26 protein-coding genes, 4 tRNA genes and 1 rRNA gene are annotated in these 24,678 nt (G+C 54.8%); all 31 read right to left on the reverse strand.

Translation table 11 applies throughout. From position 1 onward, the window contains the following. Positions 1-18: 18 nt before the first annotated feature. Positions 19-285 carry a 30S ribosomal protein S17 gene (gene rpsQ, locus AACY08_RS24135; protein WP_003176419.1) on the reverse strand — a complete coding sequence of 89 codons (267 nt, stop codon included), beginning with the start codon at positions 283-285 and terminating at the stop codon, positions 19-21. Between the two features lie 2 nt (positions 286-287). Then, on the reverse strand, positions 288-479 hold the full coding sequence (gene rpmC, locus AACY08_RS24140) for a 50S ribosomal protein L29 (RefSeq protein WP_002555481.1): 192 nt from the start codon (positions 477-479) through the stop codon (positions 288-290). Then, entirely contained in the window at positions 479-892 is a 414-nt protein-coding gene (rplP, locus tag AACY08_RS24145; protein WP_003232424.1) for a 50S ribosomal protein L16, read from the reverse strand. Before rplP ends, rpmC begins: the two co-directional genes overlap by 1 nt. A 12-nt stretch (positions 893-904) precedes the next feature. After that, positions 905-1,591 (reverse strand): 30S ribosomal protein S3, encoded by a 687-nt coding sequence (rpsC, locus tag AACY08_RS24150; protein ID WP_003176422.1) that lies wholly within the window; start codon positions 1,589-1,591, stop codon positions 905-907. Positions 1,592-1,604: 13 nt separating this feature from the next. Beyond that, positions 1,605-1,937: a 50S ribosomal protein L22 gene (rplV, locus tag AACY08_RS24155; RefSeq protein WP_003103908.1), complete on the reverse strand. Its 333-nt coding sequence runs from the start codon at positions 1,935-1,937 to the stop codon at positions 1,605-1,607. An 11-nt stretch (positions 1,938-1,948) separates the two neighbouring features. Then, positions 1,949-2,224: a 30S ribosomal protein S19 gene (rpsS, locus tag AACY08_RS24160; RefSeq protein ID WP_003232420.1), complete on the reverse strand. Its 276-nt coding sequence runs from the start codon at positions 2,222-2,224 to the stop codon at positions 1,949-1,951. A 16-nt stretch (positions 2,225-2,240) separates the two neighbouring features. Further along, positions 2,241-3,065 carry a 50S ribosomal protein L2 gene (gene rplB, locus AACY08_RS24165; RefSeq protein WP_003176423.1) on the reverse strand — a complete coding sequence of 275 codons (825 nt, stop codon included), beginning with the start codon at positions 3,063-3,065 and terminating at the stop codon, positions 2,241-2,243. Between the two features lie 14 nt (positions 3,066-3,079). Next, the gene (gene rplW, locus AACY08_RS24170; RefSeq protein WP_002555488.1) at positions 3,080-3,379 is read right to left on the reverse strand and encodes a 50S ribosomal protein L23; all 300 of its coding nucleotides are present in this window, start codon (positions 3,377-3,379) and stop codon (positions 3,080-3,082) included. Then, positions 3,376-3,978: a 50S ribosomal protein L4 gene (gene rplD, locus AACY08_RS24175; protein WP_049711296.1), complete on the reverse strand. Its 603-nt coding sequence runs from the start codon at positions 3,976-3,978 to the stop codon at positions 3,376-3,378. The genes rplW and rplD overlap by 4 nt, the downstream gene beginning before the upstream one ends. A gap of 12 nt (positions 3,979-3,990) precedes the next feature. Beyond that, the gene (rplC, locus tag AACY08_RS24180) at positions 3,991-4,626 is read right to left on the reverse strand and encodes a 50S ribosomal protein L3 (RefSeq protein ID WP_003194649.1); all 636 of its coding nucleotides are present in this window, start codon (positions 4,624-4,626) and stop codon (positions 3,991-3,993) included. Between the two features lie 81 nt (positions 4,627-4,707). Continuing rightward, complete coding sequence (gene rpsJ / locus AACY08_RS24185) at positions 4,708-5,019, reverse strand: 30S ribosomal protein S10 (RefSeq protein ID WP_003186070.1); 312 nt, start codon at positions 5,017-5,019, stop codon at positions 4,708-4,710. 159 nt (positions 5,020-5,178) lie between these two features. Next, on the reverse strand, positions 5,179-6,372 hold the full coding sequence (gene tuf, locus AACY08_RS24190; RefSeq protein ID WP_003176426.1) for an elongation factor Tu: 1,194 nt from the start codon (positions 6,370-6,372) through the stop codon (positions 5,179-5,181). Between the two features lie 30 nt (positions 6,373-6,402). Beyond that, positions 6,403-8,508, reverse strand: a complete 2,106-nt coding sequence (fusA, locus tag AACY08_RS24195) for an elongation factor G (protein ID WP_339471698.1) — start codon at positions 8,506-8,508, stop codon at positions 6,403-6,405. A 30-nt stretch (positions 8,509-8,538) separates the two neighbouring features. Next, positions 8,539-9,009, reverse strand: a complete 471-nt coding sequence (rpsG, locus tag AACY08_RS24200; RefSeq protein WP_002555493.1) for a 30S ribosomal protein S7 — start codon at positions 9,007-9,009, stop codon at positions 8,539-8,541. 118 nt (positions 9,010-9,127) lie between these two features. Next, a complete protein-coding gene (gene rpsL, locus AACY08_RS24205) occupies positions 9,128-9,499 on the reverse strand; it encodes a 30S ribosomal protein S12 (RefSeq protein WP_002555494.1) in 372 nt (123 codons plus the stop codon). A 217-nt stretch (positions 9,500-9,716) separates the two neighbouring features. Beyond that, entirely contained in the window at positions 9,717-13,916 is a 4,200-nt protein-coding gene (gene rpoC / locus AACY08_RS24210; RefSeq protein ID WP_049711295.1) for a DNA-directed RNA polymerase subunit beta', read from the reverse strand. Positions 13,917-13,980: 64 nt separating this feature from the next. After that, positions 13,981-18,054: a DNA-directed RNA polymerase subunit beta gene (gene rpoB / locus AACY08_RS24215; protein WP_339417034.1), complete on the reverse strand. Its 4,074-nt coding sequence runs from the start codon at positions 18,052-18,054 to the stop codon at positions 13,981-13,983. 219 nt (positions 18,055-18,273) lie between these two features. Continuing rightward, the gene (gene rplL / locus AACY08_RS24220; protein ID WP_003176432.1) at positions 18,274-18,639 is read right to left on the reverse strand and encodes a 50S ribosomal protein L7/L12; all 366 of its coding nucleotides are present in this window, start codon (positions 18,637-18,639) and stop codon (positions 18,274-18,276) included. Between the two features lie 78 nt (positions 18,640-18,717). Then, entirely contained in the window at positions 18,718-19,218 is a 501-nt protein-coding gene (rplJ, locus tag AACY08_RS24225; protein WP_015886139.1) for a 50S ribosomal protein L10, read from the reverse strand. A gap of 198 nt (positions 19,219-19,416) precedes the next feature. Beyond that, positions 19,417-20,112: a 50S ribosomal protein L1 gene (rplA, locus tag AACY08_RS24230; protein ID WP_003232403.1), complete on the reverse strand. Its 696-nt coding sequence runs from the start codon at positions 20,110-20,112 to the stop codon at positions 19,417-19,419. Beyond that, a complete protein-coding gene (gene rplK, locus AACY08_RS24235; protein WP_003210097.1) occupies positions 20,112-20,543 on the reverse strand; it encodes a 50S ribosomal protein L11 in 432 nt (143 codons plus the stop codon). The genes rplA and rplK overlap by 1 nt, the downstream gene beginning before the upstream one ends. Before the next feature lie 116 nt (positions 20,544-20,659). Next, a complete protein-coding gene (gene nusG / locus AACY08_RS24240) occupies positions 20,660-21,193 on the reverse strand; it encodes a transcription termination/antitermination protein NusG (RefSeq protein WP_003176436.1) in 534 nt (177 codons plus the stop codon). A 9-nt stretch (positions 21,194-21,202) separates the two neighbouring features. Beyond that, positions 21,203-21,571 (reverse strand): preprotein translocase subunit SecE, encoded by a 369-nt coding sequence (gene secE / locus AACY08_RS24245; protein ID WP_058414067.1) that lies wholly within the window; start codon positions 21,569-21,571, stop codon positions 21,203-21,205. 45 nt (positions 21,572-21,616) lie between these two features. Continuing rightward, positions 21,617-21,692 (reverse strand) — tRNA-Trp (locus tag AACY08_RS24250). A 159-nt stretch (positions 21,693-21,851) separates the two neighbouring features. Continuing rightward, a tRNA-Thr gene (locus AACY08_RS24255) sits at positions 21,852-21,927 on the reverse strand. Between the two features lie 26 nt (positions 21,928-21,953). After that, positions 21,954-22,027: transfer RNA gene (locus AACY08_RS24260), tRNA-Gly, on the reverse strand. A gap of 24 nt (positions 22,028-22,051) precedes the next feature. Continuing rightward, a tRNA-Tyr gene (locus AACY08_RS24265) sits at positions 22,052-22,136 on the reverse strand. 142 nt (positions 22,137-22,278) lie between these two features. Next, positions 22,279-22,725 carry a hypothetical protein gene (locus tag AACY08_RS24270; protein ID WP_339471699.1) on the reverse strand — a complete coding sequence of 149 codons (447 nt, stop codon included), beginning with the start codon at positions 22,723-22,725 and terminating at the stop codon, positions 22,279-22,281. Positions 22,726-22,732: 7 nt separating this feature from the next. Further along, complete coding sequence (locus AACY08_RS24275; RefSeq protein ID WP_339471700.1) at positions 22,733-23,482, reverse strand: pantothenate kinase; 750 nt, start codon at positions 23,480-23,482, stop codon at positions 22,733-22,735. Then, positions 23,472-24,431 (reverse strand): bifunctional biotin--[acetyl-CoA-carboxylase] ligase/biotin operon repressor BirA, encoded by a 960-nt coding sequence (gene birA / locus AACY08_RS24280; RefSeq protein ID WP_339471701.1) that lies wholly within the window; start codon positions 24,429-24,431, stop codon positions 23,472-23,474. Before birA ends, AACY08_RS24275 begins: the two co-directional genes overlap by 11 nt. Before the next feature lie 168 nt (positions 24,432-24,599). Further along, positions 24,600-24,678: ribosomal RNA gene (gene rrf / locus AACY08_RS30670) — 5S ribosomal RNA — on the reverse strand; the annotation flags it as partial.

Raw genomic sequence — 24,678 nt, forward strand, 5'->3', positions numbered from 1 at the left:
TTCTCCGACCCCTAGTCCTTAGACTTCCACAGCGCGTTCGAGAACATCAACCAATGCCCAAGACTTAGTCTTGGCCAGCGGACGAGTTTCACGAATAGTGACTTTGTCGCCGATGTGGCACTGGTTGGTTTCGTCGTGCGCGTGCAGCTTAGTCGAACGCTTAACATATTTACCGTAGATCGGGTGCTTAACGCGACGCTCGATCAGTACGGTGATGGTTTTGTCCATCTTGTCGCTGACAACACGGCCAGTCAGCGTACGGACAGTCTTTTCGGCTTCAGCCATGATCACTTACCTGCCTGCTGGTTGAGCACAGTCTTCACGCGAGCGATGTCACGCTTAACTTGCGAGAGCAGATGAGACTGCCCCAACTGGCCAGTTGCTTTCTGCATACGCAGATTGAACTGGTCGCGCAGCAAGCCGAGCAATTGCTCGTTCAGCTGCTGTGCGGATTTTTCACGAAGTTCATTCGCTTTCATCACATCACCGTCCGTTTAACAAAGGCGGTGGCGAGCGGCAGCTTTGCAGCAGCCAGGGCAAAAGCCTCACGCGCCAGCTCTTCAGTAACACCCTCGATTTCATACAGGACTTTGCCTGGCTGAATCTGGGCAACCCAGTACTCCACGTTACCCTTACCTTTACCCATACGAACTTCGAGGGGCTTTTTGGAGATAGGCTTGTCCGGGAATACACGGATCCAGATCTTGCCGCCACGTTTAACGTGACGGGTCAGAGCACGACGCGCTGACTCGATCTGACGAGCGGTGAGACGACCACGAGCTACAGACTTCAGCGCGAACTCGCCGAAGCTGACTTTGCTACCGCGCTGAGCCAGACCACGGTTGTGGCCTGTCATCTGCTTGCGGAACTTCGTACGCTTAGGTTGCAACATTTGGCGTACCCCTTACTTAGCAGCTTTTTTACGAGGCGCTGGTGCTTGTGGTTTCAGTTCTTCTTGGCGACCACCAATTACTTCGCCTTTGAAGATCCAAACCTTTACACCGATCACACCGTAAGTGGTGTGAGCTTCGTAGTTGGCATAGTCGATGTCGGCACGCAGGGTGTGCAGTGGCACACGACCTTCGCGATACCATTCAGTACGTGCGATTTCAGCACCGCCGAGACGACCGCTCACTTGGATTTTGATGCCTTTGGCACCAATGCGCATGGCGTTCTGTACAGCGCGCTTCATAGCGCGACGGAACATTACGCGACGCTCCAGCTGCTGAGCTACGCTCTGCGCAACCAGCATACCGTCGAGCTCCGGTTTGCGGATCTCTTCGATATTGATGTGCACAGGCACACCCATTTGCTTGGTCAGGTCCTGACGCAGTTTCTCAACATCTTCACCTTTCTTCCCGATAACGATACCTGGACGAGCGGTGTGGATGGTGATACGTGCAGTTTGTGCCGGACGATGGATATCGATACGGCTTACGGACGCGCTTTTTAGTTTGTCTTGGAGATACTCACGCACCTTCAGATCAGCGAACAAATAGTCCGCATAAGTCCGACCGTCTGCGTACCAGACGGAGGTGTGCTCCTTGACGATTCCCAGGCGAATGCCAATGGGATGTACTTTCTGACCCATCTCTTCGACTCCGTTACTTGTCAGCAACCTTGACAGTGATATGGCAAGACCGCTTGACGATGCGATCAGCACGGCCTTTGGCACGTGGCATGATGCGCTTCAGCGAACGCCCTTCGTTGACGAAAACGGTGCTGACCTTCAGGTCATCAACGTCTGCGCCTTCGTTATGCTCGGCGTTGGCTACGGCCGACTCCAGCACTTTCTTCATGATCTCGGCGGCTTTCTTACTGCTGAAAGCCAACAGGTTGAGCGCTTCGCCCACCTTCTTCCCGCGGATCTGGTCGGCGACCAAGCGGGCTTTCTGGGCGGAGATTCGAGCGCCCGACAACTTAGCGGCTACTTCCATTTCCTAACCCCTTAACGCTTGGCTTTCTTGTCTGCCACGTGCCCACGATATGTGCGGGTACCGGCAAACTCGCCTAGTTTGTGGCCGACCATGTCTTCGTTCACGAGAACTGGGACGTGCAAGCGACCGTTGTGTACAGCGATGGTCAAACCGACCATTTGTGGCAGGATCATCGAACGACGCGACCAGGTCTTAACTGGTTTGCGATCGTTCTTTTCCGCCGCCACTTCGATCTTCTTCAGTAGGTGAAGATCAATAAAAGGACCTTTTTTCAGAGAACGTGGCACTGTCGTATCCCTCTATTTACTTGCGACGACGGACGATCATTTTGTCGGTACGCTTATTACCACGAGTCTTCGCGCCCTTAGTCGGGAAGCCCCATGGCGATACCGGATGACGACCACCAGAGGTACGACCTTCACCACCACCGTGTGGGTGGTCAACCGGGTTCATGGCAACACCACGAACGGTTGGGCGAACGCCACGCCAGCGTTTGGCACCAGCTTTACCCAGCGAACGAAGGCTGTGCTCGGAGTTCGAGACTTCACCCAAGGTCGCGCGGCATTCAGCCAGCACTTTACGCATCTCACCAGAACGCAGACGCAGGGTCACGTAGACACCTTCACGAGCGATCAACTGAGCCGAAGCACCAGCGGAACGAGCGATCTGTGCGCCTTTACCTGGCTTCAATTCGATGCCGTGTACGGTGCTACCAACTGGAATGTTGCGCAGTTGCAGAGCGTTGCCCGGCTTGATCGGTGCCAAGGCACCTGCGATCAGCTGGTCGCCAGCGCTCACGCCTTTAGGGGCGATGATGTAGCGACGCTCGCCATCTGCGTACAGCAGCAGAGCGATGTGAGCAGTACGGTTTGGATCGTATTCAATACGCTCGACAGTGGCAGAGATGCCATCTTTGTCGTTGCGACGGAAATCGACCAGACGATAATGCTGCTTATGGCCACCACCGATGTGACGAGTGGTAATACGACCATTGTTGTTACGACCACCAGTCTTCGATTTTTTCTCGAGCAGCGGTGCGTGAGGAGCGCCTTTATGCAGCTCCTGGTTGACCACCTTGACCACAAAACGGCGGCCAGGGGAAGTCGGTTTGCATTTAACGATTGCCATGATGCACCCCTTCCTTACTCAGCACTGCTGCTGAAATCGAGATCTTGGCCTGGCTGAAGGGAGATAACTGCCTTCTTCCAGTCATTACGCTTGCCCAGACCGCGAGCAGTGCGCTTGCTCTTACCCAGAACATTCAGGGTAGTAACACGCTCTACTTTCACGCTGAACAGGCTTTCGACGGCCTTCTTGATTTCCAGCTTGGTTGCGTCAGTTGCAACCTTGAAAACGAACTGGCCTTTCTTGTCAGCCAGAACCGTAGCCTTTTCGGAAACGTGCGGGCCAAGCAGAACTTTAAATACGCGTTCCTGGTTCATCCCAGCAGCTCCTCGAATTTCTTCACGGCCGACACGGTGATCAACACCTTGTCGTATGCGATCAGACTAACTGGATCGGAACCTTGCACGTCACGTACATCAACGTGTGGCAGGTTGCGAGCAGCCAGGTACAGGTTCTGATCAACAGCTTCAGACACGATCAAAACGTCGGTCAGACTCATGTCGTTCAGTTTGCCCAGCAGGTCTTTAGTTTTTGGACTTTCAACAGCGAAGTCCTGAACCACAACCAGACGATCGGTACGCACGAGTTCAGCAAGGATGGAGCGCAGTGCTGCGCGATACATCTTCTTGTTGAGCTTCTGCGAGTGATCCTGTGGACGAGCTGCGAAAGTGGTACCACCGCCACGCCAGATTGGGCTACGGATAGTACCGGCACGAGCACGGCCAGTACCTTTCTGACGCCAAGGGCGCTTACCGCCACCACGAACGTCGGAACGGGTCTTTTGCTGCTTGCTACCTTGACGGCCGCCGGCCATGTAGGCCACGACTGCTTGGTGAACCAGCGTCTCGTTGAATTCGCCGCCAAATGTCAGTTCGGAAACTTCGATCGCTTGAGCGTCATTTACATTTAATTGCATGTCAGCTTCCCCTTAACCGCGAGCCTTGGCCGCTGGACGTACAACCAGGTTGCCGCCAGTAGCGCCAGGAACAGCACCCTTGACCAACAACAGATTGCGTTCAGCGTCGACGCGCACTACTTCGAGGGACTGCACGGTCACGCGCTCAGCGCCCATATGACCGGACATTTTTTTGCCCTTGAATACACGACCAGGAGTCTGGCACTGGCCAATAGAGCCCGGGACGCGGTGGGAGACGGAGTTACCGTGAGTGTTGTCTTGGCCACGGAAATTCCAACGCTTGATCGTACCCTGGAAGCCTTTACCTTTGGACTGACCGGTTACATCAACCAGTTGACCAGCGGCGAAGATTTCAGCGTTGATCAGATCGCCAGCCTGGTAGTCGCCATCTTCGAGACGGAACTCCATAACAGTGCGACCAGCTGCAACGTTTGCTTTAGCGAAGTGACCTGCTTGAGCAGCAGTCACACGCGAAGCACGACGCTCGCCGACAGTGACTTGCACTGCACGATAGCCATCGGTCTCTTCAGTTTTGAACTGGGTGACGCGATTCGGCTCGATCTCAATGACCGTAACCGGAATGGAGACACCTTCTTCGGTGAAAATACGGGTCATACCGCATTTACGACCGACTACACCAATAGTCATGTTGTAAACCTCATGAGTGTACGGGGCTTTCACCCGCTATGGCCGCCCATTTCAGAGCGTTACACGACTAAGACCCAAGTCTTAGCCGAGGCTGATCTGTACTTCCACACCGGCCGCCAGATCGAGCTTCATAAGTGCGTCAACGGTTTTATCCGTTGGCTGGACGATGTCCAGTACGCGCTTATGAGTACGGATCTCGTACTGGTCACGCGCGTCTTTGTTGACGTGCGGGGAGACCAGAACGGTGAACCGCTCTTTACGGGTAGGCAGTGGAATTGGACCACGCACTTGAGCACCAGTACGTTTCGCGGTTTCCACGATTTCCTGGGTGGATTGGTCGATCAGGCGATGGTCAAAAGCCTTCAACCTGATACGGATTTGCTGATTTTGCATTGGATTTCAGACTCCGGCTGCTATTCCCAGCGAGCGCAATACGCCCGTTAAAAGGAGGCGCAATTCTATAGACGCCCCAGATAGGTGTCAACCCAATAAAAAAGGCCCCCGCTAAGCGGGGGCCCTCTCAAAACATCGAAACTACCTCAGAAGAGATAATTACTCGATGATTTTAGCTACAACGCCAGCACCAACGGTACGGCCGCCTTCGCGAATAGCGAAACGCAGGCCGTCTTCCATTGCGATGGTTTTGATCAGGGTAACAACCATTTTGATGTTGTCGCCCGGCATTACCATCTCAACGCCTTCCGGCAGCTCGCAGTTACCAGTCACGTCAGTAGTACGGAAGTAGAACTGTGGACGGTAGCCTTTGAAGAACGGAGTGTGACGACCGCCCTCTTCTTTGCTCAGCACGTACACTTCTGCTTCGAACTTGGTGTGCGGCTTAACCGAACCTGGCTTAACCAGAACCTGGCCACGCTCAACGTCGTCACGCTTGGTACCACGCAGCAGAACGCCGCAGTTCTCGCCCGCACGACCTTCGTCGAGCAGTTTACGGAACATTTCAACACCGGTGCAGGTGGTGACAGTAGTGTCACGCAGACCAACGATTTCCAGTGGATCTTGAACCTTAACGATACCGCGCTCGATACGACCAGTCACAACAGTACCGCGACCGGAGATCGAGAATACGTCTTCGATTGGCATCAGGAACGGCTTGTCGATAACACGAACTGGATCTGGGATGTAGCTGTCCAGAGTCTCAACCAGTTTACGAACGGACGTGGTGCCCATTTCGTTGTCGTCTTTGCCTTCAAGAGCCATACGAGCAGAACCGATGATGATCGGAGTGTCGTCGCCTGGGAAGTCGTAAGTGCTCAGCAGATCGCGCACTTCCATCTCAACCAGTTCCAGCAGCTCAGCGTCGTCTACCAGGTCAGCCTTGTTCAGGTAAACCACGATGTACGGAACGCCTACCTGACGGGACAGCAGGATGTGCTCACGGGTTTGTGGCATCGGACCATCAGCGGCCGAGCAAACCAGGATAGCGCCGTCCATTTGAGCAGCACCGGTGATCATGTTCTTCACATAGTCAGCGTGACCTGGGCAGTCAACGTGAGCGTAGTGACGGATCAGCGAGTTGTATTCAACGTGCGCGGTGTTGATGGTGATACCACGAGCTTTCTCTTCTGGTGCGCTGTCGATTTTATCGAAATCAACGATTGCAGAACCGAAAACTTCGGAGCAAACGCGAGTCAGAGCAGCAGTCAGAGTGGTTTTACCGTGGTCAACGTGACCGATGGTGCCAACGTTGACGTGCGGTAGGGAACGATCAAATTTTTCTTTAGCCACGACAATTAACTCCTTGCCTAAAGGACTGAATCAGCCTTGTTTTTTGGATACAGTTTCAGCGATGTGCGCCGGAGCTGTGTTGTATTTTTTGAATTCCATAGAGTAGCTTGCGCGACCCTGAGACATGGAGCGAACGTCGGTCGCATAACCGAACATCTCACCCAACGGAACCTCGGCGCGAATCACTTTGCCGGAAACCGTGTCTTCCATACCCAAGATCATGCCGCGACGACGGTTAAGGTCGCCCATGACATCACCCATATAGTCTTCAGGTGTAACAACTTCTACCGCCATGATTGGCTCAAGCAACTCACCACCGCCCTTCTGGGCCAGTTGCTTGGTTGCCATGGAAGCAGCCACCTTAAACGCCATCTCGTTGGAGTCGACGTCGTGGTAAGAACCGTCAAAAACGGTTGCTTTCAGGCCGATCAGCGGATAGCCGGCAACAACACCGTTCTTCATCTGCTCTTCGATACCCTTCTGGATAGCAGGGATGTATTCCTTAGGAACCACACCACCTACTACTTCGTTCACGAATTGCAGACCTTCCTGACCTTCGTCAGCAGGAGCAAAACGGATCCAGCAGTGACCGAACTGACCACGACCGCCGGACTGACGAACGAACTTGCCTTCGATTTCACAGTTCTTCGTGATGCGCTCACGATAGGAAACCTGAGGCTTACCGATGTTGGCTTCGACGTTGAACTCACGGCGCATCCGGTCAACCAGGATGTCCAGGTGAAGCTCGCCCATGCCGGAGATGATCGTTTGACCAGTCTCTTCATCAGTCTTGACACGGAAAGATGGATCTTCCTGAGCAAGTTTGCCCAGAGCGATACCCATTTTTTCCTGGTCATCCTTGGTCTTAGGCTCTACGGCAACCGAAATAACCGGCTCCGGGAAGTCCATGCGAACCAGGATGATTGGCTTGTCAGCGCTGCACAAGGTCTCACCGGTGGTGACGTCCTTCATGCCGATCAAGGCCGCGATGTCACCAGCGCGTACTTCCTTGATCTCTTCGCGGGCGTTTGCGTGCATTTGCACCATACGACCCACGCGCTCTTTCTTGCCTTTAACCGAGTTGATCACGCCGTCGCCGGAGTTCAACACGCCCGAGTAAACACGGACGAAGGTCAAGGTACCCACGAATGGGTCAGTGGCAATTTTAAATGCCAGAGCGGAGAACGGTTCTGCGTCGTCTGCATGACGCTCCAGCTCGATAGTCTCGTCATCAGGGTCAGTACCCTTGATGGCAGGAATATCAACTGGTGCCGGCAGGTAGTCGATCACAGCATCGAGAACCAGGGGAACACCCTTGTTCTTGAACGAGGAACCGCAAACAGCCAAGACGATCTCACCAGCGATAGTACGCTGACGCAGAGCAGCCTTGATTTCCACGTTGGTGAGTTCTTCACCTTCGAGGTACTTGTTCATCAGCTCTTCGCTGGCTTCGGCCGCAGCTTCAACCATGTTGTTGCGCCATTCGTCAGCCAGCTCCTGCAGTTCAGCAGGGATAGGCTTGCGAACAGGAACCATACCTTTGTCAGCGTCGTTCCAGTAAACAGCTTCCATGGTCAGCAGATCGATCTGGCCTTGGAAATTGTCTTCGGAACCGATAGCCAACTGGATTGGCACCGGAGTGTGACCCAGACGCTGCTTGATCTGAGCGATCACGCGCAGGAAATTCGCACCAGCACGGTCCATCTTGTTTACGTAAACAAGACGTGGAACGCCGTATTTGTTGGCTTGACGCCATACGGTTTCCGACTGAGGCTCAACACCCGAGGTGCCGCAGAACACAACGACAGCGCCGTCGAGCACACGCAGGGAACGCTCAACTTCAATGGTGAAGTCCACGTGACCCGGAGTATCGATTACGTTGAAGCGGTGCTCATCTTTGTACTGCTTCTCGGAACCTTTCCAGAAGGCGGTAATAGCAGCAGAAGTAATGGTAATACCACGCTCCTGCTCCTGAACCATCCAGTCTGTGGTCGCGGCGCCATCATGCACCTCGCCCATCTTGTGACTTTTGCCGGTGTAAAACAGTACGCGCTCGGTGGTGGTGGTTTTACCAGCATCCACGTGAGCAACGATACCGATGTTACGATAACGGCTAATCGGAGTAGTACGAGCCATAAAGCCCTCGCAAAATTAGTGAAGCTAAGATTAGAAGCGGTAGTGCGAGAAAGCTTTGTTAGCTTCAGCCATACGGTGCACGTCTTCACGCTTCTTAACAGCAGCACCTTTACCTTCAGCAGCGTCCAACAGTTCGCCAGCCAAACGCAGGGCCATAGACTTCTCGCCGCGCTTACGGGCGAAGTCTACCAACCAGCGCATTGCCAGAGCGTTACGACGGGACGGACGAACTTCAACCGGAACCTGGTAAGTAGCACCGCCTACGCGGCGCGACTTCACTTCGACCAGCGGAGCGATGGCGTCGAGAGCTTTCTCGAAGATTTCCAGGGGGTCGCTGTTCTTGCGTTCTTTAACCTTTTCCAGCGCGCCATAAACGATACGTTCGGCAACGGCTTTCTTGCCGCTTTCCATCACGTGGTTCATGAACTTGGCCAGGATTTGGCTTCCGTATTTTGGATCGTCAAGCACTTCGCGCTTGGCTGCTACGCGTCTTCTTGGCATGGATAAGCCCTCAAACGGTCTTCAGGTTCGCTCGGAATTAGCACCCTTTCGGCACGGCTCCGACCTTACTCTTATCGACTCAGAAAATAAGATGATTCAGTTTTACAAAAAGCCGCTACTACTTAGGCTTCTTGGTACCGTACTTCGAACGACCCTGGTTACGACCTTTAACGCCGGAAGTATCCAAGGAGCCGCGTACGGTGTGGTAACGAACACCTGGCAAGTCTTTTACACGACCGCCGCGGATCAGTACCACGCTGTGCTCTTGCAGGTTGTGACCTTCACCACCGATGTACGAGGAAACCTCGAAACCGTTGGTCAGGCGCACACGGCATACTTTACGCAGTGCCGAGTTAGGTTTTTTCGGCGTAGTGGTATACACGCGAGTGCATACGCCACGACGTTGCGGGCAGTTCTGCAGCGCAGGCACGTCGGACTTCTCGACGATACGCTTACGCGGCTGACGTACCAGCTGGTTGATAGTTGCCATCTACTAGCTCCACTGTTGTCTTGCGACGCTATTGTCTTGCAAGAAAAGCAAAATGGCAGGAACGAATTCCCGCCAAATTTAGGGGTACAAGAGTCTAAAGAGGATCTTGCCCCCAGTCAAGGCAAGGCCCCGACATCCCCTCTCATCGAACCGGGGCAAAACTGCCTCGATCCGACGAATGGGGGCTGCCAGGGCCCAGACTTATTTATCGCAGAACTCAGTTACCGCTAGAGTTCAGCGCTTCGGTCAGTGCAGCTTCCACTTCACTGGCGCTCACGCGCAGCGGCTTGTCAGCATCACGGCGGCGCTTGCGCTCGCTGTGGTAAGCCAAACCGGTACCGGCTGGGATCAAACGACCCACAACCACGTTTTCTTTAAGGCCGCGCAGGTAATCGCGCTTGCCAGTTACCGCTGCTTCGGTCAGTACACGAGTGGTCTCCTGGAAGGAGGCCGCCGAGATGAACGACTCAGTGGACAACGACGCCTTCGTGATACCCAGCAGCACACGAGTGAATTTGGAAACGAATTTCTCGTCGCCAGCCAGACGCTCGTTCTCTACGAGTACGTGAGTCAATTCCATCTGGTCGCCCTTGATGAAACTGGAATCGCCGGATTCAGCGATCTCAACTTTACGCAGCATCTGACGCAGGATGGTCTCGATGTGCTTATCGTTGATTTTCACGCCTTGCAGGCGATAAACGTCCTGGATCTCGTTAACGATGTACTTGGCCAGCGCACTCACACCCAGCAGACGCAGGATGTCGTGTGGATCGCTAGGGCCGTCGGAGATAACTTCGCCGCGGTTTACCTGTTCGCCTTCGAAGACGTTCAGGTGACGCCACTTCGGAATCAGCTCTTCGTACGGATCGCTACCGTCGTTCGGGGTAATGACCAGACGACGCTTGCCTTTGGTCTCTTTACCGAACGCGATGGTGCCGCTGACCTCAGCCAGAATCGACGCTTCTTTCGGACGACGCGCTTCGAACAAGTCGGCAACACGCGGCAGACCACCGGTGATGTCACGGGTCTTCGAAGTTTCTTGCGGGATACGCGCGATAACATCACCGATCGCGATCTTCGCACCATCCGCTACACCGACCAGGGCGTTGGCTGGCAGGAAGTACTGAGCGATTACGTCAGTGCCTGGCAGCAACAGATCCTTGCCGTTGTCATCGACCATCTTCACGGCAGGACGGATGTCTTTACCGGCAGCTGGACGATCTTTCGCGTCGAGTACTTCAATGTTGGTCATACCGGTCAATTCGTCAGTCTGACGCTTGATCGTGATGCCTTCTTCCATGCCCACGTAGGTCACGGTACCTTTCATTTCGGTAACGATTGGGTGAGTGTGCGGATCCCACTTGGCCACGATTGCGCCAGCGTCGACCTTGTCACCTTCTTTAACCGAAATCACAGCACCGTACGGTAGCTTGTAACGCTCACGCTCACGACCGTAGTCATCAGCGATAGCCAGCTCACCGGAACGGGACACCGCAACCAGGCAACCATCCACTCGCTCAACGTGTTTCAGGTTGTGCAGACGGACGGTACCGCCATTCTTCACCTGAACGCTGTCGGCTGCGGAGGTCCGGCTTGCCGCACCACCGATGTGGAACGTACGCATGGTCAGCTGGGTACCCGGCTCACCGATGGACTGAGCAGCGATAACGCCGACCGCTTCACCGATGTTCACCTGGTGACCACGAGCCAAGTCACGGCCGTAGCACTTGGCGCAGATGCCGTAGCGGGTTTCGCAGCTGATCGGCGAGCGAACGATCACTTCGTCGATGCTGTTGAGTTCGATGAACTCGACCCACTTTTCATCCACCAGGGTGCCAGCAGGAACGATAACTTCCTCGGTACCTGGCTTGAATACGTCACGGGCAATGACTCGGCCCAGTACGCGTTCGCCCAACGGCTCTACAACGTCGCCGCCTTCGATGTGCGGAGTCATCAGCAGACCGTGCTCGGTACCGCAGTCAACTTCAGTCACAACCAAGTCTTGCGCAACGTCTACCAAACGACGAGTCAGGTAACCGGAGTTAGCGGTTTTCAACGCGGTATCCGCCAGACCTTTACGAGCACCGTGAGTCGAGATGAAGTACTGAAGTACGCTCAAACCTTCACGGAAGTTCGCAGTAATCGGCGTTTCGATGATGGAACCGTCCGGTTTGGCCATCAGGCCACGCATACCGGCGAGCTGACGGATCTGCGCGGCAGAACCCCGTGCGCCCGAGTCGGCCATCATGTACATCGAGTTGAACGACTCTTGATCGACTTCTACGCCATGACGGTCGATAACCTTCTCTTTCGAGAGGTTAGCCATCATCGCCTTCGACACTTCGTCGTTGGCCTTGGACCAAAGGTCGATCACTTTGTTGTACTTCTCACCCTGTGTTACCAGGCCCGAGGCGTACTGGCTTTCGATCTCTTTCACTTCATCGGTTGCAGCCGCGATGATGCGGGCTTTTTCATCAGGGATAACGAAGTCGTTAACGCCGATGGAAACGCCGGAGATGGTCGAATAAGCAAAACCGGTGTACATCAGCTGGTCAGCGAAGATCACGGTCTCTTTCAAACCAACCACGCGGTAGCACTGGTTGATCAGCTTGGAGATCGCCTTTTTCTTCATCGGCAGGTTGACGACGTCGTACGACAGACCTTTGGGCACAACTTGATACAACAGCGCACGGCCGACAGTGGTGTCGACAATACGAGTGCCGCTCACGCTGCCACCGTCACGGTCGTTGACGGTTTCGTTGATCCGCACTTTGACCTTGGCGTGCAGTGCGGCTTCGCCGGCACGGAACACACGGTCAACTTCTTGCAGGTCAGCGAACACACGACCTTCGCCTTTGGCGTTGATCGCTTCACGGGTCATGTAGTACAGACCCAATACAACGTCCTGCGACGGAACGATGATTGGCTCACCGTTGGCTGGCGACAGAATGTTGTTGGTCGACATCATCAACGCACGCGCTTCCAACTGGGCTTCCAGTGTCAGCGGTACGTGCACGGCCATTTGGTCGCCGTCGAAGTCGGCGTTGTACGCAGCACAGACCAGAGGGTGCAGCTGGATAGCCTTACCTTCGATCAGAACTGGTTCAAACGCCTGGATACCCAGACGGTGAAGGGTCGGTGCACGGTTGAGGAGAACCGGGTGTTCGCGAATCACTTCAGCGAGAACGTCCCAAACCTCTGGCAGTTCGCGCTCGACCATTTTCTTGGCCGCTTTGATGGTGGTCGCAAGACCGCGCATTTCCAGCTTGCCGAAGATGAATGGCTTGAACAGCTCAAGTGCCATCTTCTTAGGCAGACCGCACTGGTGCAGACGCAGGGTCGGGCCTACGGTAATTACCGAACGACCGGAGTAGTCAACGCGCTTACCGAGCAAGTTCTGACGGAAACGACCTTGCTTACCCTTGATCATGTCAGCCAGGGATTTCAGAGGACGCTTGTTGGAACCGGTAATGGCACGACCACGACGACCGTTGTCGAGCAAGGCATCGACAGCTTCTTGCAACATACGCTTTTCGTTGCGCACGATGATGTCCGGAGCGGACAGATCGAGCAGGCGCTTCAAGCGGTTGTTACGGTTGATCACGCGGCGGTACAGGTCGTTGAGGTCGGACGTCGCGAAACGACCACCGTCCAACGGTACCAGCGGACGCAGGTCTGGCGGCAGAACCGGCAGAACGGTCAGCACCATCCACTCTGGCAAGTTGCCGGAACCCTGGAAGGCTTCCATCAACTTCAGACGCTTGGACAGCTTCTTGATTTTGGTTTCGGAGTTGGTTTGCGGAATTTCTTCACGCAGACGGCCAATCTCGTGTTCCAGGTCGATAGCGTGCAGCAGTTCACGGACAGCTTCAGCACCCATGCGGGCATCGAAATCGTCGCCGAACTCTTCCAGCGCTTCGAAGTACTGCTCGTCGTTCAGCAACTGACCTTTTTCAAGGGTGGTCATGCCCGGGTCGATAACGACGTAGCTCTCGAAGTAGAGAACGCGTTCGATATCACGCAGGGTCATGTCCATCAGCAAGCCGATACGGGACGGCAGCGATTTCAGGAACCAGATGTGCGCAACCGGCGAAGCCAGTTCGATGTGCGCCATACGCTCACGACGAACCTTGGCCAGTGCAACTTCAACGCCGCACTTCTCGCAGATCACACCACGGTGCTTCAAGCGCTTGTACTTACCGCACAGGCACTCGTAATCCTTAACCGGGCCAAAGATCTTGGCGCAGAACAGGCCGTCACGTTCAGGTTTGAACGTACGGTAGTTAATGGTTTCCGGTTTTTTAACTTCACCGAACGACCACGAACGGATCATCTCAGGCGATGCCAATCCAATACGGATGGCGTCGAACTCTTCGACTTGACCCTGGTTTTTCAGCAAATTCAGTAGGTCTTTCAAGGCCTTTCCTCCTGGCGGAGCAGAGAGCGGGCTAAACAGCCCCGCTCTCGATTCGCGTCACGTGTTATTCGGTTTCCAGATCGATATCGATGCCGAGGGAACGAATTTCTTTGATCAACACGTTGAAAGACTCGGGCATGCCCGGCTCCATACGGTGATCGCCGTCCACGATGTTTTTGTACATCTTGGTCCGACCGTTCACATCGTCCGACTTCACTGTGAGCATCTCTTGCAGAGTGTAAGCAGCACCGTATGCTTCCAGTGCCCAGACCTCCATCTCCCCGAAACGCTGACCACCGAACTGAGCCTTACCACCCAGCGGCTGCTGGGTAACCAGGCTGTACGAACCGGTAGAACGAGCGTGCATCTTGTCGTCTACCAAGTGGTTCAGCTTCAGCATGTACATGTAGCCAACAGTAACCGGACGCTCAAACTTGTTGCCGGTACGGCCGTCGAACAGCTGCATCTGGCCGCTTTCTGGCAGGTCTGCCAGTTTCAGCATGGCCTTGATTTCGCTTTCCTTGGCACCGTCGAACACCGGGGTAGCCATTGGAACGCCGCCGCGCAGGTTCTTCGCCAGATCCAGGATTTCCTGGTCAGTGAAGGTATCCAGCTCTTCGTTGCGACCGCCGATCTCGTTGTAGATCTCGTGCAGGAACTTACGCAGGTCTGCGACCTTGCGCTGCTCTTCGATCATGCGGTTGATCTTCTCGCCCAGACCTTTGGCCGCGAGGCCCAGGTGGGTTTCAAGGATCTGACCAACGTTCATACGCGAAGGTACACCCAACGGGTTGAGGACCACGTCCACCGGAGTGCCATTGGCATCGTGCGGCATGTCTTCAACCGGCATGATAACGGACACCACACCTTTGTTACCGTGACGACCGGCCATCTTGTCGCCCGGCTGGATGCGACGACGGATTGCCAGGTAAACCTTGACGATTTTCAGCACGCCTGGAGCCAGGTCATCGCCTTGCTGCAGTTTGCGCTTCTTGTCTTCGAACTTGTCGTCCAGCAGACGGCGACGATCAACGATGTAAGCCTGGGCTTTCTCGAGCTGCTCGTTCAGAGCATCTTCAGCCATGCGCAGTTTGAACCACTGGCCATGCTCGAGACCGTCGAGGATTTCGTCGGTGATGTCCTGACCTTTCTTCAGACCTGCGCCGCCTTCAGCCTTGTGGCCTACCAGAGCGGAACGCAGACGTTCGAAGGTCGCGCCTTCAACGATACGGAACTCTTCGTTCAGGTCCTTGCGGATCTCGTCGAGCTGGGTCTTCTCGATGGACAGTGCGCGAGCATCACGCTCAACGCCGTCACGGGTGAAGACCTGTACGTCGATGACGGTGCCCTTGGTACCGGTAGGTACACGCAGGGAGGTGTCTTTAACGTCGCTGGCTTTTTCACCGAAGATGGCACGCAACAGCTTCTCTTCCGGAGTCAGTTGGGTCTCGCCTTTCGGAGTGACCTTACCGACCAGGATGTCGCCTGCGCCAACTTCAGCACCTACATAAACGATACCGGCTTCGTCCAGCTTGTTCAGTGCAGCTTCACCCACGTTCGGGATGTCTGCAGTGATCTCTTCTGGCCCAAGCTTGGTGTCACGTGCCACACAGGTCAGTTCCTGAATGTGGATCGTGGTGAAGCGATCTTCCTGAACCACACGCTCGGACAGGCAGATGGAGTCTTCGAAGTTGTAACCGTTCCAGGCCATGAACGCGATGCGCATGTTCTGACCCAGTGCCAGCTCGCCCATATCGGTGGAAGGACCGTCTGCCATGATGTCGCTGCGCTGAACCCGATCACCCTTGCTCACCAGCGGACGCTGGTTGATGCAGGTGTTCTGGTTGGAGCGGGTGTACTTGGTCAAGTTGTAGATGTCGACACCGGCTTCGCCAGTTTCAACTTCGTCATCGGCAACACGAACCACAATACGGCTGGCATCAACAGAGTCGATCACGCCGCCACGACGAGCCACGACGCATACGCCGGAGTCACGGGCTACGTTACGCTCCATGCCGGTACCTACCAGCGGCTTGTCAGCACGCAGGGTGGGTACAGCTTGACGCTGCATGTTGGAACCCATCAACGCACGGTTGGCGTCATCGTGTTCCAGGAACGGGATCAGCGACGCTGCAACCGAAACTACCTGCTTCGGCGATACGTCCATCAAGGTGACGTCTTCCGGCGCCTTAACGGTGAACTCGTTCAAGTGACGAACAGCTACCAGCTCGTCGATCAGCATTTTCTTGTCGTTCATCGTGGCCGAAGCTTGAGCGATCACGTGATCAGCTTCTTCGATGGCGGACAGGAACACGATCTCGTCGGTGACCAGAGCGTCTTTCACCACACGGTACGGGCTCTCGAGGAAGCCGTACTGGTTGGTGCGCGCATAGGCAGCCAGGGAGTTGATCAGACCGATGTTCGGACCTTCCGGCGTTTCGATCGGGCAAACACGACCGTAGTGCGTCGGGTGTACGTCACGAACTTCAAAGCCCGCACGCTCACGCGTCAGACCGCCCGGGCCCAGTGCAGATACACGGCGCTTGTGGGTGATCTCGGAGAGCGGGTTGTTCTGGTCCATGAACTGCGAGAGCTGGCTGGAACCGAAGAACTCTTTCACCGCCGCAGCGACTGGCTTGGCGTTGATCAGGTCTTGCGGCATCAGGCCTTCGCTTTCGGCCATCGACAGACGCTCTTTGACCGCGCGCTCAACACGCACCAGGCCAACGCGGAACTGGTTCTCGGCCATTTCGCCGACACAGCGAACACGACGGTTACCCAGGTGGTCGATGTCATCGACGATGCCTTTGCCGTTACGGATGTCGACCAGAGTCTTCAGGACCGCAACGATGTCTTCTTTGCACAACACGCCCGAACCTTCGATCTCGGTACGACCGATACGACGGTTGAACTTCATCCGGCCGACCGCAGACAGGTCATAGCGCTCAGGGCTGAAGAACAGGTTGTTGAACAGAGTCTCGGCAGCGTCTTTGGTTGGAGGCTCGCCAGGACGCATCATGCGATAGATCTCGACCAGCGCTTCCAATTGGTTGCTGGTGGAGTCGATCTTCAAGGTGTCGGAGACAAACGGACCGCAGTCGATGTCGTTGGTGTAAAGGGTCTCGATGCGGACAACCTGAGCCTTGGCGATTTTGGCCAGGATCTCGGTATTCAGCTCGGTGTTGCACTCAGCCAGGATTTCGCCTGTAGCCGGGTGAACGATGACCTTGGCGGTGGTGCGGCCCAGGACGTATTCCAGAGGAACGTCCAGCGACTTGATACCGGCTTTTTCGATCTGGTTGATGTGGCGCGCAGTAATACGACGACCCGCTTCAACAATGACCTTGCCCTTCTCATCCTGGATGTCCAGGACGGCAATTTCACCACGCAGACGCGATGCGATCAGTTCCAGGCTGAGGGTTTCACCCTTCAGGCTGAATACGTTGGTGGTGTAGAAGGCATCCAGCACTTGTTCAGTGGTATAGCCGAGCGCGCGCAGCAGTACCGAGGCCGGCAGCTTACGACGACGGTCGATACGCACAAACACGCAGTCTTTCGGGTCGAACTCGAAGTCCAACCACGAACCACGGTACGGAATGATCCGCGCGGAGTACAGGAGCTTACCGGAGCTGTGCGTCTTGCCGCGGTCGTGGTCAAAGAACACGCCCGGGGAACGGTGCAGCTGGGAAACGATTACACGCTCGGTACCGTTGATAACGAAGGTACCGTTTTCAGTCATCAGTGGGATTTCGCCCATGTAGACTTCTTGCTCTTTGATGTCCTTGATCGCTTTGTTCGACGATTCTTTGTCGAAAATGATCAGGCGGACTTTTACCCGCAAAGGTACGGCGTACGTGACACCGCGCAACACGCATTCTTTGACATCAAATGCCGGTTCGCCCAGGCGATAACCGACGTACTCCAGCGCAGCATTGCCGGAGTAGCTGATGATCGGGAAAACGGATTTGAAGGCCGCATGCAGGCCCACGTCGCGGAACTGATCTTTAGTCGCTCCCGCCTGCAAGAATTCACGATACGAATCCAGCTGGATAGCCAGAAGGTACGGGACATCCATGACGTCCGGCAACTTGCTAAAGTCCTTGCGGATACGTTTTTTCTCAGTATATGAGTAAGCCATCAGCGTTCCCCAGCTTGGTCACCTGCTTGTTTGGCCCTCCCGACGGGAGCAGCCAGAAAATCTTGCAAACCCCATGGTTTGCACCACCGCATCGGGTGGCTACAGCGCGTTAATGGCGGCGACCGAGTCGACAGCCAAGAACGGAAAAAGGCCGGTGGCAAGAGCCACCAGCCATCAGCCTTCAGCTTGACGCGTGGGCTGGAGACGCAAGGTCGATGCTTACTTCAGCTCGACTTTAGCGCCTGCTTCTTCCAGAGTAGCTTTGGCTTTGTCGGCGGCGTCTTTCGACACTGCTTCCAGAACCTGGGCAGGAGCGCCGTCAACTACAGCCTTGGCTTCTTTCAGGCCCAGACCGGTCAGTTCACGTACTGCCTTGATCACGTTTACTTTCTTCTCGCCAGCTTCCAGCAGCATAACGTTGAATTCGGTTTGCTCTTCAGCAGCAACAGCAGCAACAGCTGGACCAGCGGAAGCAGCGGCAGCGGAAACGCCGAATTTTTCTTCGAAAGCTTTGATCAGCTCAACAACCTGCAGAACCGACATTTCAGCTACGGCGTTGAGGATATCGTCTTGGGAGATAGACATTGCTGTATTTCCTGAATTGGGGGACGGCCTACGCGGCCATCGAAATAAACAAAAATACGCGAGAGAACTTGCTCAGCTTTAGGCTGCGGCAGCTTCTTTTTGCTCGCGAACTGCGGCCAGAGTACGAGCCAACTTGCTGGTAGCGCCTTGAATCACGCTCATCAGCTGAGAAATAGCTTCGTTACGGGTCGGCAGTGTTGCCAGTACGTCGATTTGGTTAGCTGCGAGGAACTTGCCCTCGAACGCAGCTGCCTTGATCTCGAACTTGTCCTGACCCTTTGCGAACTCTTTGAACAAACGGGCAGCAGCACCCGGATGATCGGTGGAGAAAGCAATCAGGGTCGGGCCTGTGAACACGTCGTTGAGAACACTGTATTCAGTGTCAGCAACAGCGCGCTTAAGCAGGGTGTTACGCACAACACGTACGTATACGCCAGCTTCACGAGCCTCTTTACGGAGTCCGGTCATAGCGCTTACTGTCACACCACGGGCATCAGCCACGACAGCGGACAGAGCAGCTTTGGCAGCCTCGTTGACTTCAGCGACGATGGCCTTCTTGTCTTCGAGATTAATTGCCACGGGTTTAACTCCTGCTTGTTACCGTTTCATCTGGCCGGAGCCGGATGTCGTTTTGGTGTCTGATTCGGTAAGGAACCGGGAGCACCATCTGCGTAGGCTTGTGGTTTAAGACTTGCGTCGCCTACGGTCTTGGATAGCCCCCGCCAGGCAGGGACCCCAATTTTTCAATTGGCGCAATCGCTCGCGCCAATCTGTGTCTTATACGTCCAGCGAGCCTTGGTCGATGACCAGACCTGGGCCCATAGTGGTGCTCAGGGTAACGCGCTTGACGTAGATACCTTTCGAGGAAGCAGGCTTGATACGCTTCAAATCAGCGATCAGGGCTTCAACGTTTTCCTTCAGCTTGACGGCATCAAAGCCGACTTTGCCAACGGAGGTGTGAATGATGCCGTTTTTGTCGGTGCGATAACGAACCTGACCAGCCTTGGCGTTTTTAACCGCGGTAGCTACGTCTGGCGTTACGGTGCCGACTTTAGGGTTAGGCATCAGGCCACGCGGACCGAGGATCTGACCCAACTGACCTACAACGCGCATTGCATCCGGGGAAGCAATAACTACGTCATAGTTCAGGTCGCCGCCTTTCATTTCGGCAGCCAGGTCGTCCATGCCAACGCGATCAGCGCCGGCGGCCAGAGCAGCTTCAGCTGCCGGGCCTTGGGTGAAGACAGCTACACGTACAGTCTTGCCAGTACCGTGTGGCAGCACAGTTGCGCTACGAACGACCTGGTCGGATTTACGTGGGTCAACACCCAGATTTACAGCAACGTCAACGGACTCGCTGAACTTGACAGTCGACAGCTCGGTCAGCAGGGCAGCAGCGTCTACAAAATTGTAGGCCTTGCCCGCTTCGATTTTGCCGGCGATAGCCTTTTGGCGCTTGGTCAGCTTAGCCATTACACACCCTCCACGTTAAGGCCCATGCTACGAGCAGAACCGGCGATGGTACGCACGGCTGCATCCATATCAGCTGCAGTCAGATCCGCGTTTTTGGTTTTCGCGATTTCTTCCAGCTGAGCACGAGTCACGGTGCCAACCTTAACGGTGTTCGGACGAGCGGAACCGCTAGTCAGACCAGCAGCTTTCTTCAGCAAAACCGAAGCCGGGGTCGACTTGGTTTCGAAAGTGAAGCTACGGTCGCTGTATACAGTGATGATCACTGGAGTCGGCAGACCTGGCTCAATACCCTGAGTACGGGCGTTGAAGGCCTTGCAGAATTCCATGATATTCACGCCGTGCTGACCCAGAGCTGGACCGACGGGTGGGCTAGGGTTGGCCTGAGCGGCCTTCACTTGCAGCTTGATGTAAGCGGTAATCTTCTTGGCCATGAGGCACTCCAATTACGGGTTCGAACGCCTCTAAAGGCTCCCCGGTTACTTGCGCGTTTATCCCAGTGACGACAAAACCCCACAGCCTAGGCTGCGGGGTTGGGATGCTTGCTCAGCTAGACCTTCTCGACCTGGCTGAACTCCAGCTCTACCGGAGTAGAACGACCGAAAATGAGCACTGCCACTTGGATGCGGCTCTTTTCGTAGTTAACTTCTTCGACAGTACCGTTGAAATCAGCAAACGGACCATCTGTGACACGAACAACCTCACCCGGCTCGAAAAGCGTCTTCGGCTTAGGCTTGTCACTACCATCAGCAACACGACGCAGAATTGCTTCTGCCTCTTTATCGGTGATAGGAGCAGGCTTATCAGCGGTACCGCCAATGAAACCCATGACACGAGGAGTGTCCTTGACCAAGTGCCAAGTACCTTCATTCATGTCCATCTGTACCAGCACGTAGCCAGGGAAGAACTTGCGTTCGCTTTTGCGCTTCTGACCATTCCGCATTTCAACCACTTCTTCAGTGGGAACCAGAATTTCGCCGAAGCCATCTTCCATACCTGCCAGCTTTACGCGCTCCAGCAAAGAGCGCATAACATGCTTCTCGTAACCCGAGTAAGCATGCACAACGTACCAACGCTTAGCCACGGGACACCCTTAGCCAACAATCAAGGAAACAAGCCAGCCGAGCAGGGAATCAAGCCCCCACAACAGCAACGCCATAACCAGAACAACAGCCACAACAATCAACGTGGTCTGCGTGGTTTCTTGGCGAGTCGGCCAAACGACTTTACGTATTTCGGTGCGAGCTTCCTTTACCAGTACCGCAAAAGACTTACCCTTGGCAGTCTGCAGGCCAACAAAAACAGCCACAGCAGCAAGGGCAAGCAAAGCGAGCACACGGTACAGGATCGGCGAAGCAGAATAGTACTGATTGCCAACAACGCCTACGACCACCAAGGCGACTACGGCGAGCCACTTGACTAAATCGAAACGAGAGCTTTGAGCTTCAGCCTTAGGAGTCATCTATGAAGATCCTGTGAAAAGAAAGCCAGACACACCACGTGAATCTGGCAGGTCAGGAGGGAATCGAACCCCCAACCTACGGTTTTGGAGACCGTCGCTCTGCCAATTGAGCTACTGACCTAAAACAAAATCAGGCCGACCATTATGCAGGCCTGAAAAAGACTTTACAACAACCAACCTCTAGAGGCTTGAAATCACCTGACAACACCAGGCAAAACACCATCAAGCCGAGATTAGCTGTTAAAACAAAGGCAGATATTTTCATATCTGCCTTGTTATATGGAGCTCTTGAGCGGATTTGAACCGCTGACCTCACCCTTACCAAGGGTGTGCTCTACCAACTGAGCTACAAGAGCAAAATACCTTGCACAACCTGCAAACTTGGAGCGGGTAGCGGGAATCGAACCCGCATCATCAGCTTGGAAGGCTGAGGTTCTACCACTAAACTATACCCGCGGAGCTTGCAGCTCACGCTAAAAATGGTGGAGGGGGAAGGATTCGAACCTTCGAAGTCGTAGACGTCAGATTTACAGTCTGATCCCTTTGGCCGCTCGGGAACCCCTCCTAAGCGAGCCGGCATTCTACATCACGCCGGCCTTCTGTCAAGCATTTTCTCATTAAAAATATGAGGTTAGCTGCGTTGACCTTCGCGTCGCACTGCTGACCCAGAAGGTCTTCACTGCGAAGCGGGCGCCATTCTATGCAAACTATTCGAGAGTTGCAACGCCTTCGCACAACATTATCTTATGTTTTAACTCATTGAATTCCTTAGCAAGGCTTTCAAAGGGCAGATCGTCAGCAAGGCGTCGACTTTCAGGGGCAACCCGAAGCCAGTAGCCGGAAGCATCAGCAGTATGCAGCAATTGGACCCTGACCTTTATATCCAGGCTTGTGAGGCGCTGCTCAACGAGCCGCGCCTGGCGTTGATCCGCAAATCCGCCGATGTACAGGCACGTATTTTGTGCCTCAGGCGCTCGTGCTCGCTCCCTGCGCATTACCGTGTCAGAGGACTCACTCAATAGACGAATGTCCTGCTGCGACCCCTTGTAGAGACTTAGAGGCGTGACATCTTTAGCGCGCAACGGTGCTTCTTGCTGATGCCAAATGTAGTAGAAGGCGTTGAGAACAAGTAAAAGTAAAAAAAGCCAACGCATAATCACCTCAGGACAAAGGGCACGCCATCGCCAAACCGACAAAAACCAGATCAGGAACGAGCCGGGCCTGTGGCACCGCATCCGATATCAGATCAGCATCCCCGCCAGTCAGGAACACAGTGAAGTCATCACCCCAGTAGCTCCGCGCCAGCTCCAATTGAGTTAGTACAAACCCTCTCAACATCAACGTACAGCCACGCTCTACAGCCTCCACAGTCGTACGACCTGGCAAGAGATACTCCAGCGCTCTTTCAGCAGCAGCGTCGTCGTAACGAATCTTGCGCGTATGAGTACGCAGTTGGCTGCGCATCAGAGGCATGCCTGGACATATAAAGCCGCCCAGATGCTCACCATCAGCCGTAATAAAATCCGCCGTTGCTGCGGTGCCAAAATCGAGCACCAGGCAAGCGCCGCGCGCCAGCTTGAATCCACCAAGCATCGCTAACCAGCGATCAAGACCCAGACGCTCGAAATCTTCGTAGCCGTTACGCACTCCGGCCATTTCTCGCGCGGGACCAGCGCAGGCAACAACAACGCCGAAAGCCTCATACAGAGCCGTAACTAATTTGCTTGTTTCCTCCAGGGCACGAACGCTTACCAATCGGCAGCGTGTCAGCAGCAACCCGGGGACCGCGACAAGGCTTTCAATCAACGCCAGATCCGAACCAACAACCCCCTCCGCCGAGACACTCGCCCTATCCGAATCAAGCACTCGCCATTTAATAAAGCTATTCCCGCAGTCGAGCTCAAGAATCATCACGCAGCCTCAGGCTTAACTCACCACCACTGTATATTTTCTCAACGCCATCGACACTCAGGCGCAACGCTCCCTGACGATCTACACCCAATACAACCCCGTCAACCTGGTTAACGCCGGCAATGAGGGATACTGACCGCCCCTGCCATGCGTGATTTTGCTCCCACTCTTCTTGGAGCGCGACAAAACCGTGTGCCCCGTGTTGATCAAGGTAGCTTTGCAATTGCAGGCCCAATCGCGCCGCCAGAGCGTTGCGATCGACAGAAGAGCCCGTCTCGAGCTGCACGGAAGTCCATAGCTGATCGACCTCGTCAGCTCTCTGCATATTGACGTTGATACCAATTCCGAGAACAACGTGACAGATATCAGCAGGGTCTCCTACCAACTCCAGCAAAATCCCGGCAATCTTCTTCTGCCCTACCAAGACATCGTTTGGCCACTTCAGTGCCGCCCCCTGCACACCTGACTCGCGCAAGGCCTGCATGACTGCCAGGCCCACCACCAGGCTCAGGCCCTCCAACTGCCGCAGACCAGCCTCGATGCGCAATACGAGGCTGTAATACACATTCTGTGCAAACGGGCTGACCCACTTTCGCCCCCTCCTGCCTCTTCCAGCCGTTTGCTGCTCCGCAAGCACCAAGAACGGAGCCGCGCACCCTGCATTAACAAGACGCAAGGCTTCGGCATTCGTGGAATCAATGGAGTCAGAGATATGAACGGGCCACGCCAAGGAAGGTGCATTAAGCGCAATGTCCTCAGCACTCAAGAAAACCAGCGGTGACGCCAATTGATACCCTTTGCCACGAACCTTGTGGATGGGCAGATTCAATTCAGCCTCAAGGTGCTGGAGCTGCTTCCAGACAGCGCTGCGACTGACGCCCAGGGCGGCGCCAAGTGCTTCTCCGGAATGGAATCGGCCATCTTTCAGAAGTTTTAACAACGTCAGCATTCAGGTATCGCCTCACAATGAGGCACGCATGATAGCCATGCGCAGAGTCGTTGCATAGAAAGGCCGAGCGTTAGCCCTGAGGGCTGCCGAGATGAGCCTCTTCGAACTTTCCAACCGCCAAAAACAAAACCCCTGTTTGCGTTAGCAAACAGGGGTTTCGGAATTTAATCTTGACGATGACCTACTCTCACATGGGGAAACCCCACACTACCATCGGCGATGCATCGTTTCACTACTGAGTTCGGGA

Source organism: Pseudomonas sp. EL_65y_Pfl1_R83 (assembly GCF_963970695.1).
GTDB lineage: Bacteria > Pseudomonadota > Gammaproteobacteria > Pseudomonadales > Pseudomonadaceae > Aquipseudomonas > Aquipseudomonas tritici.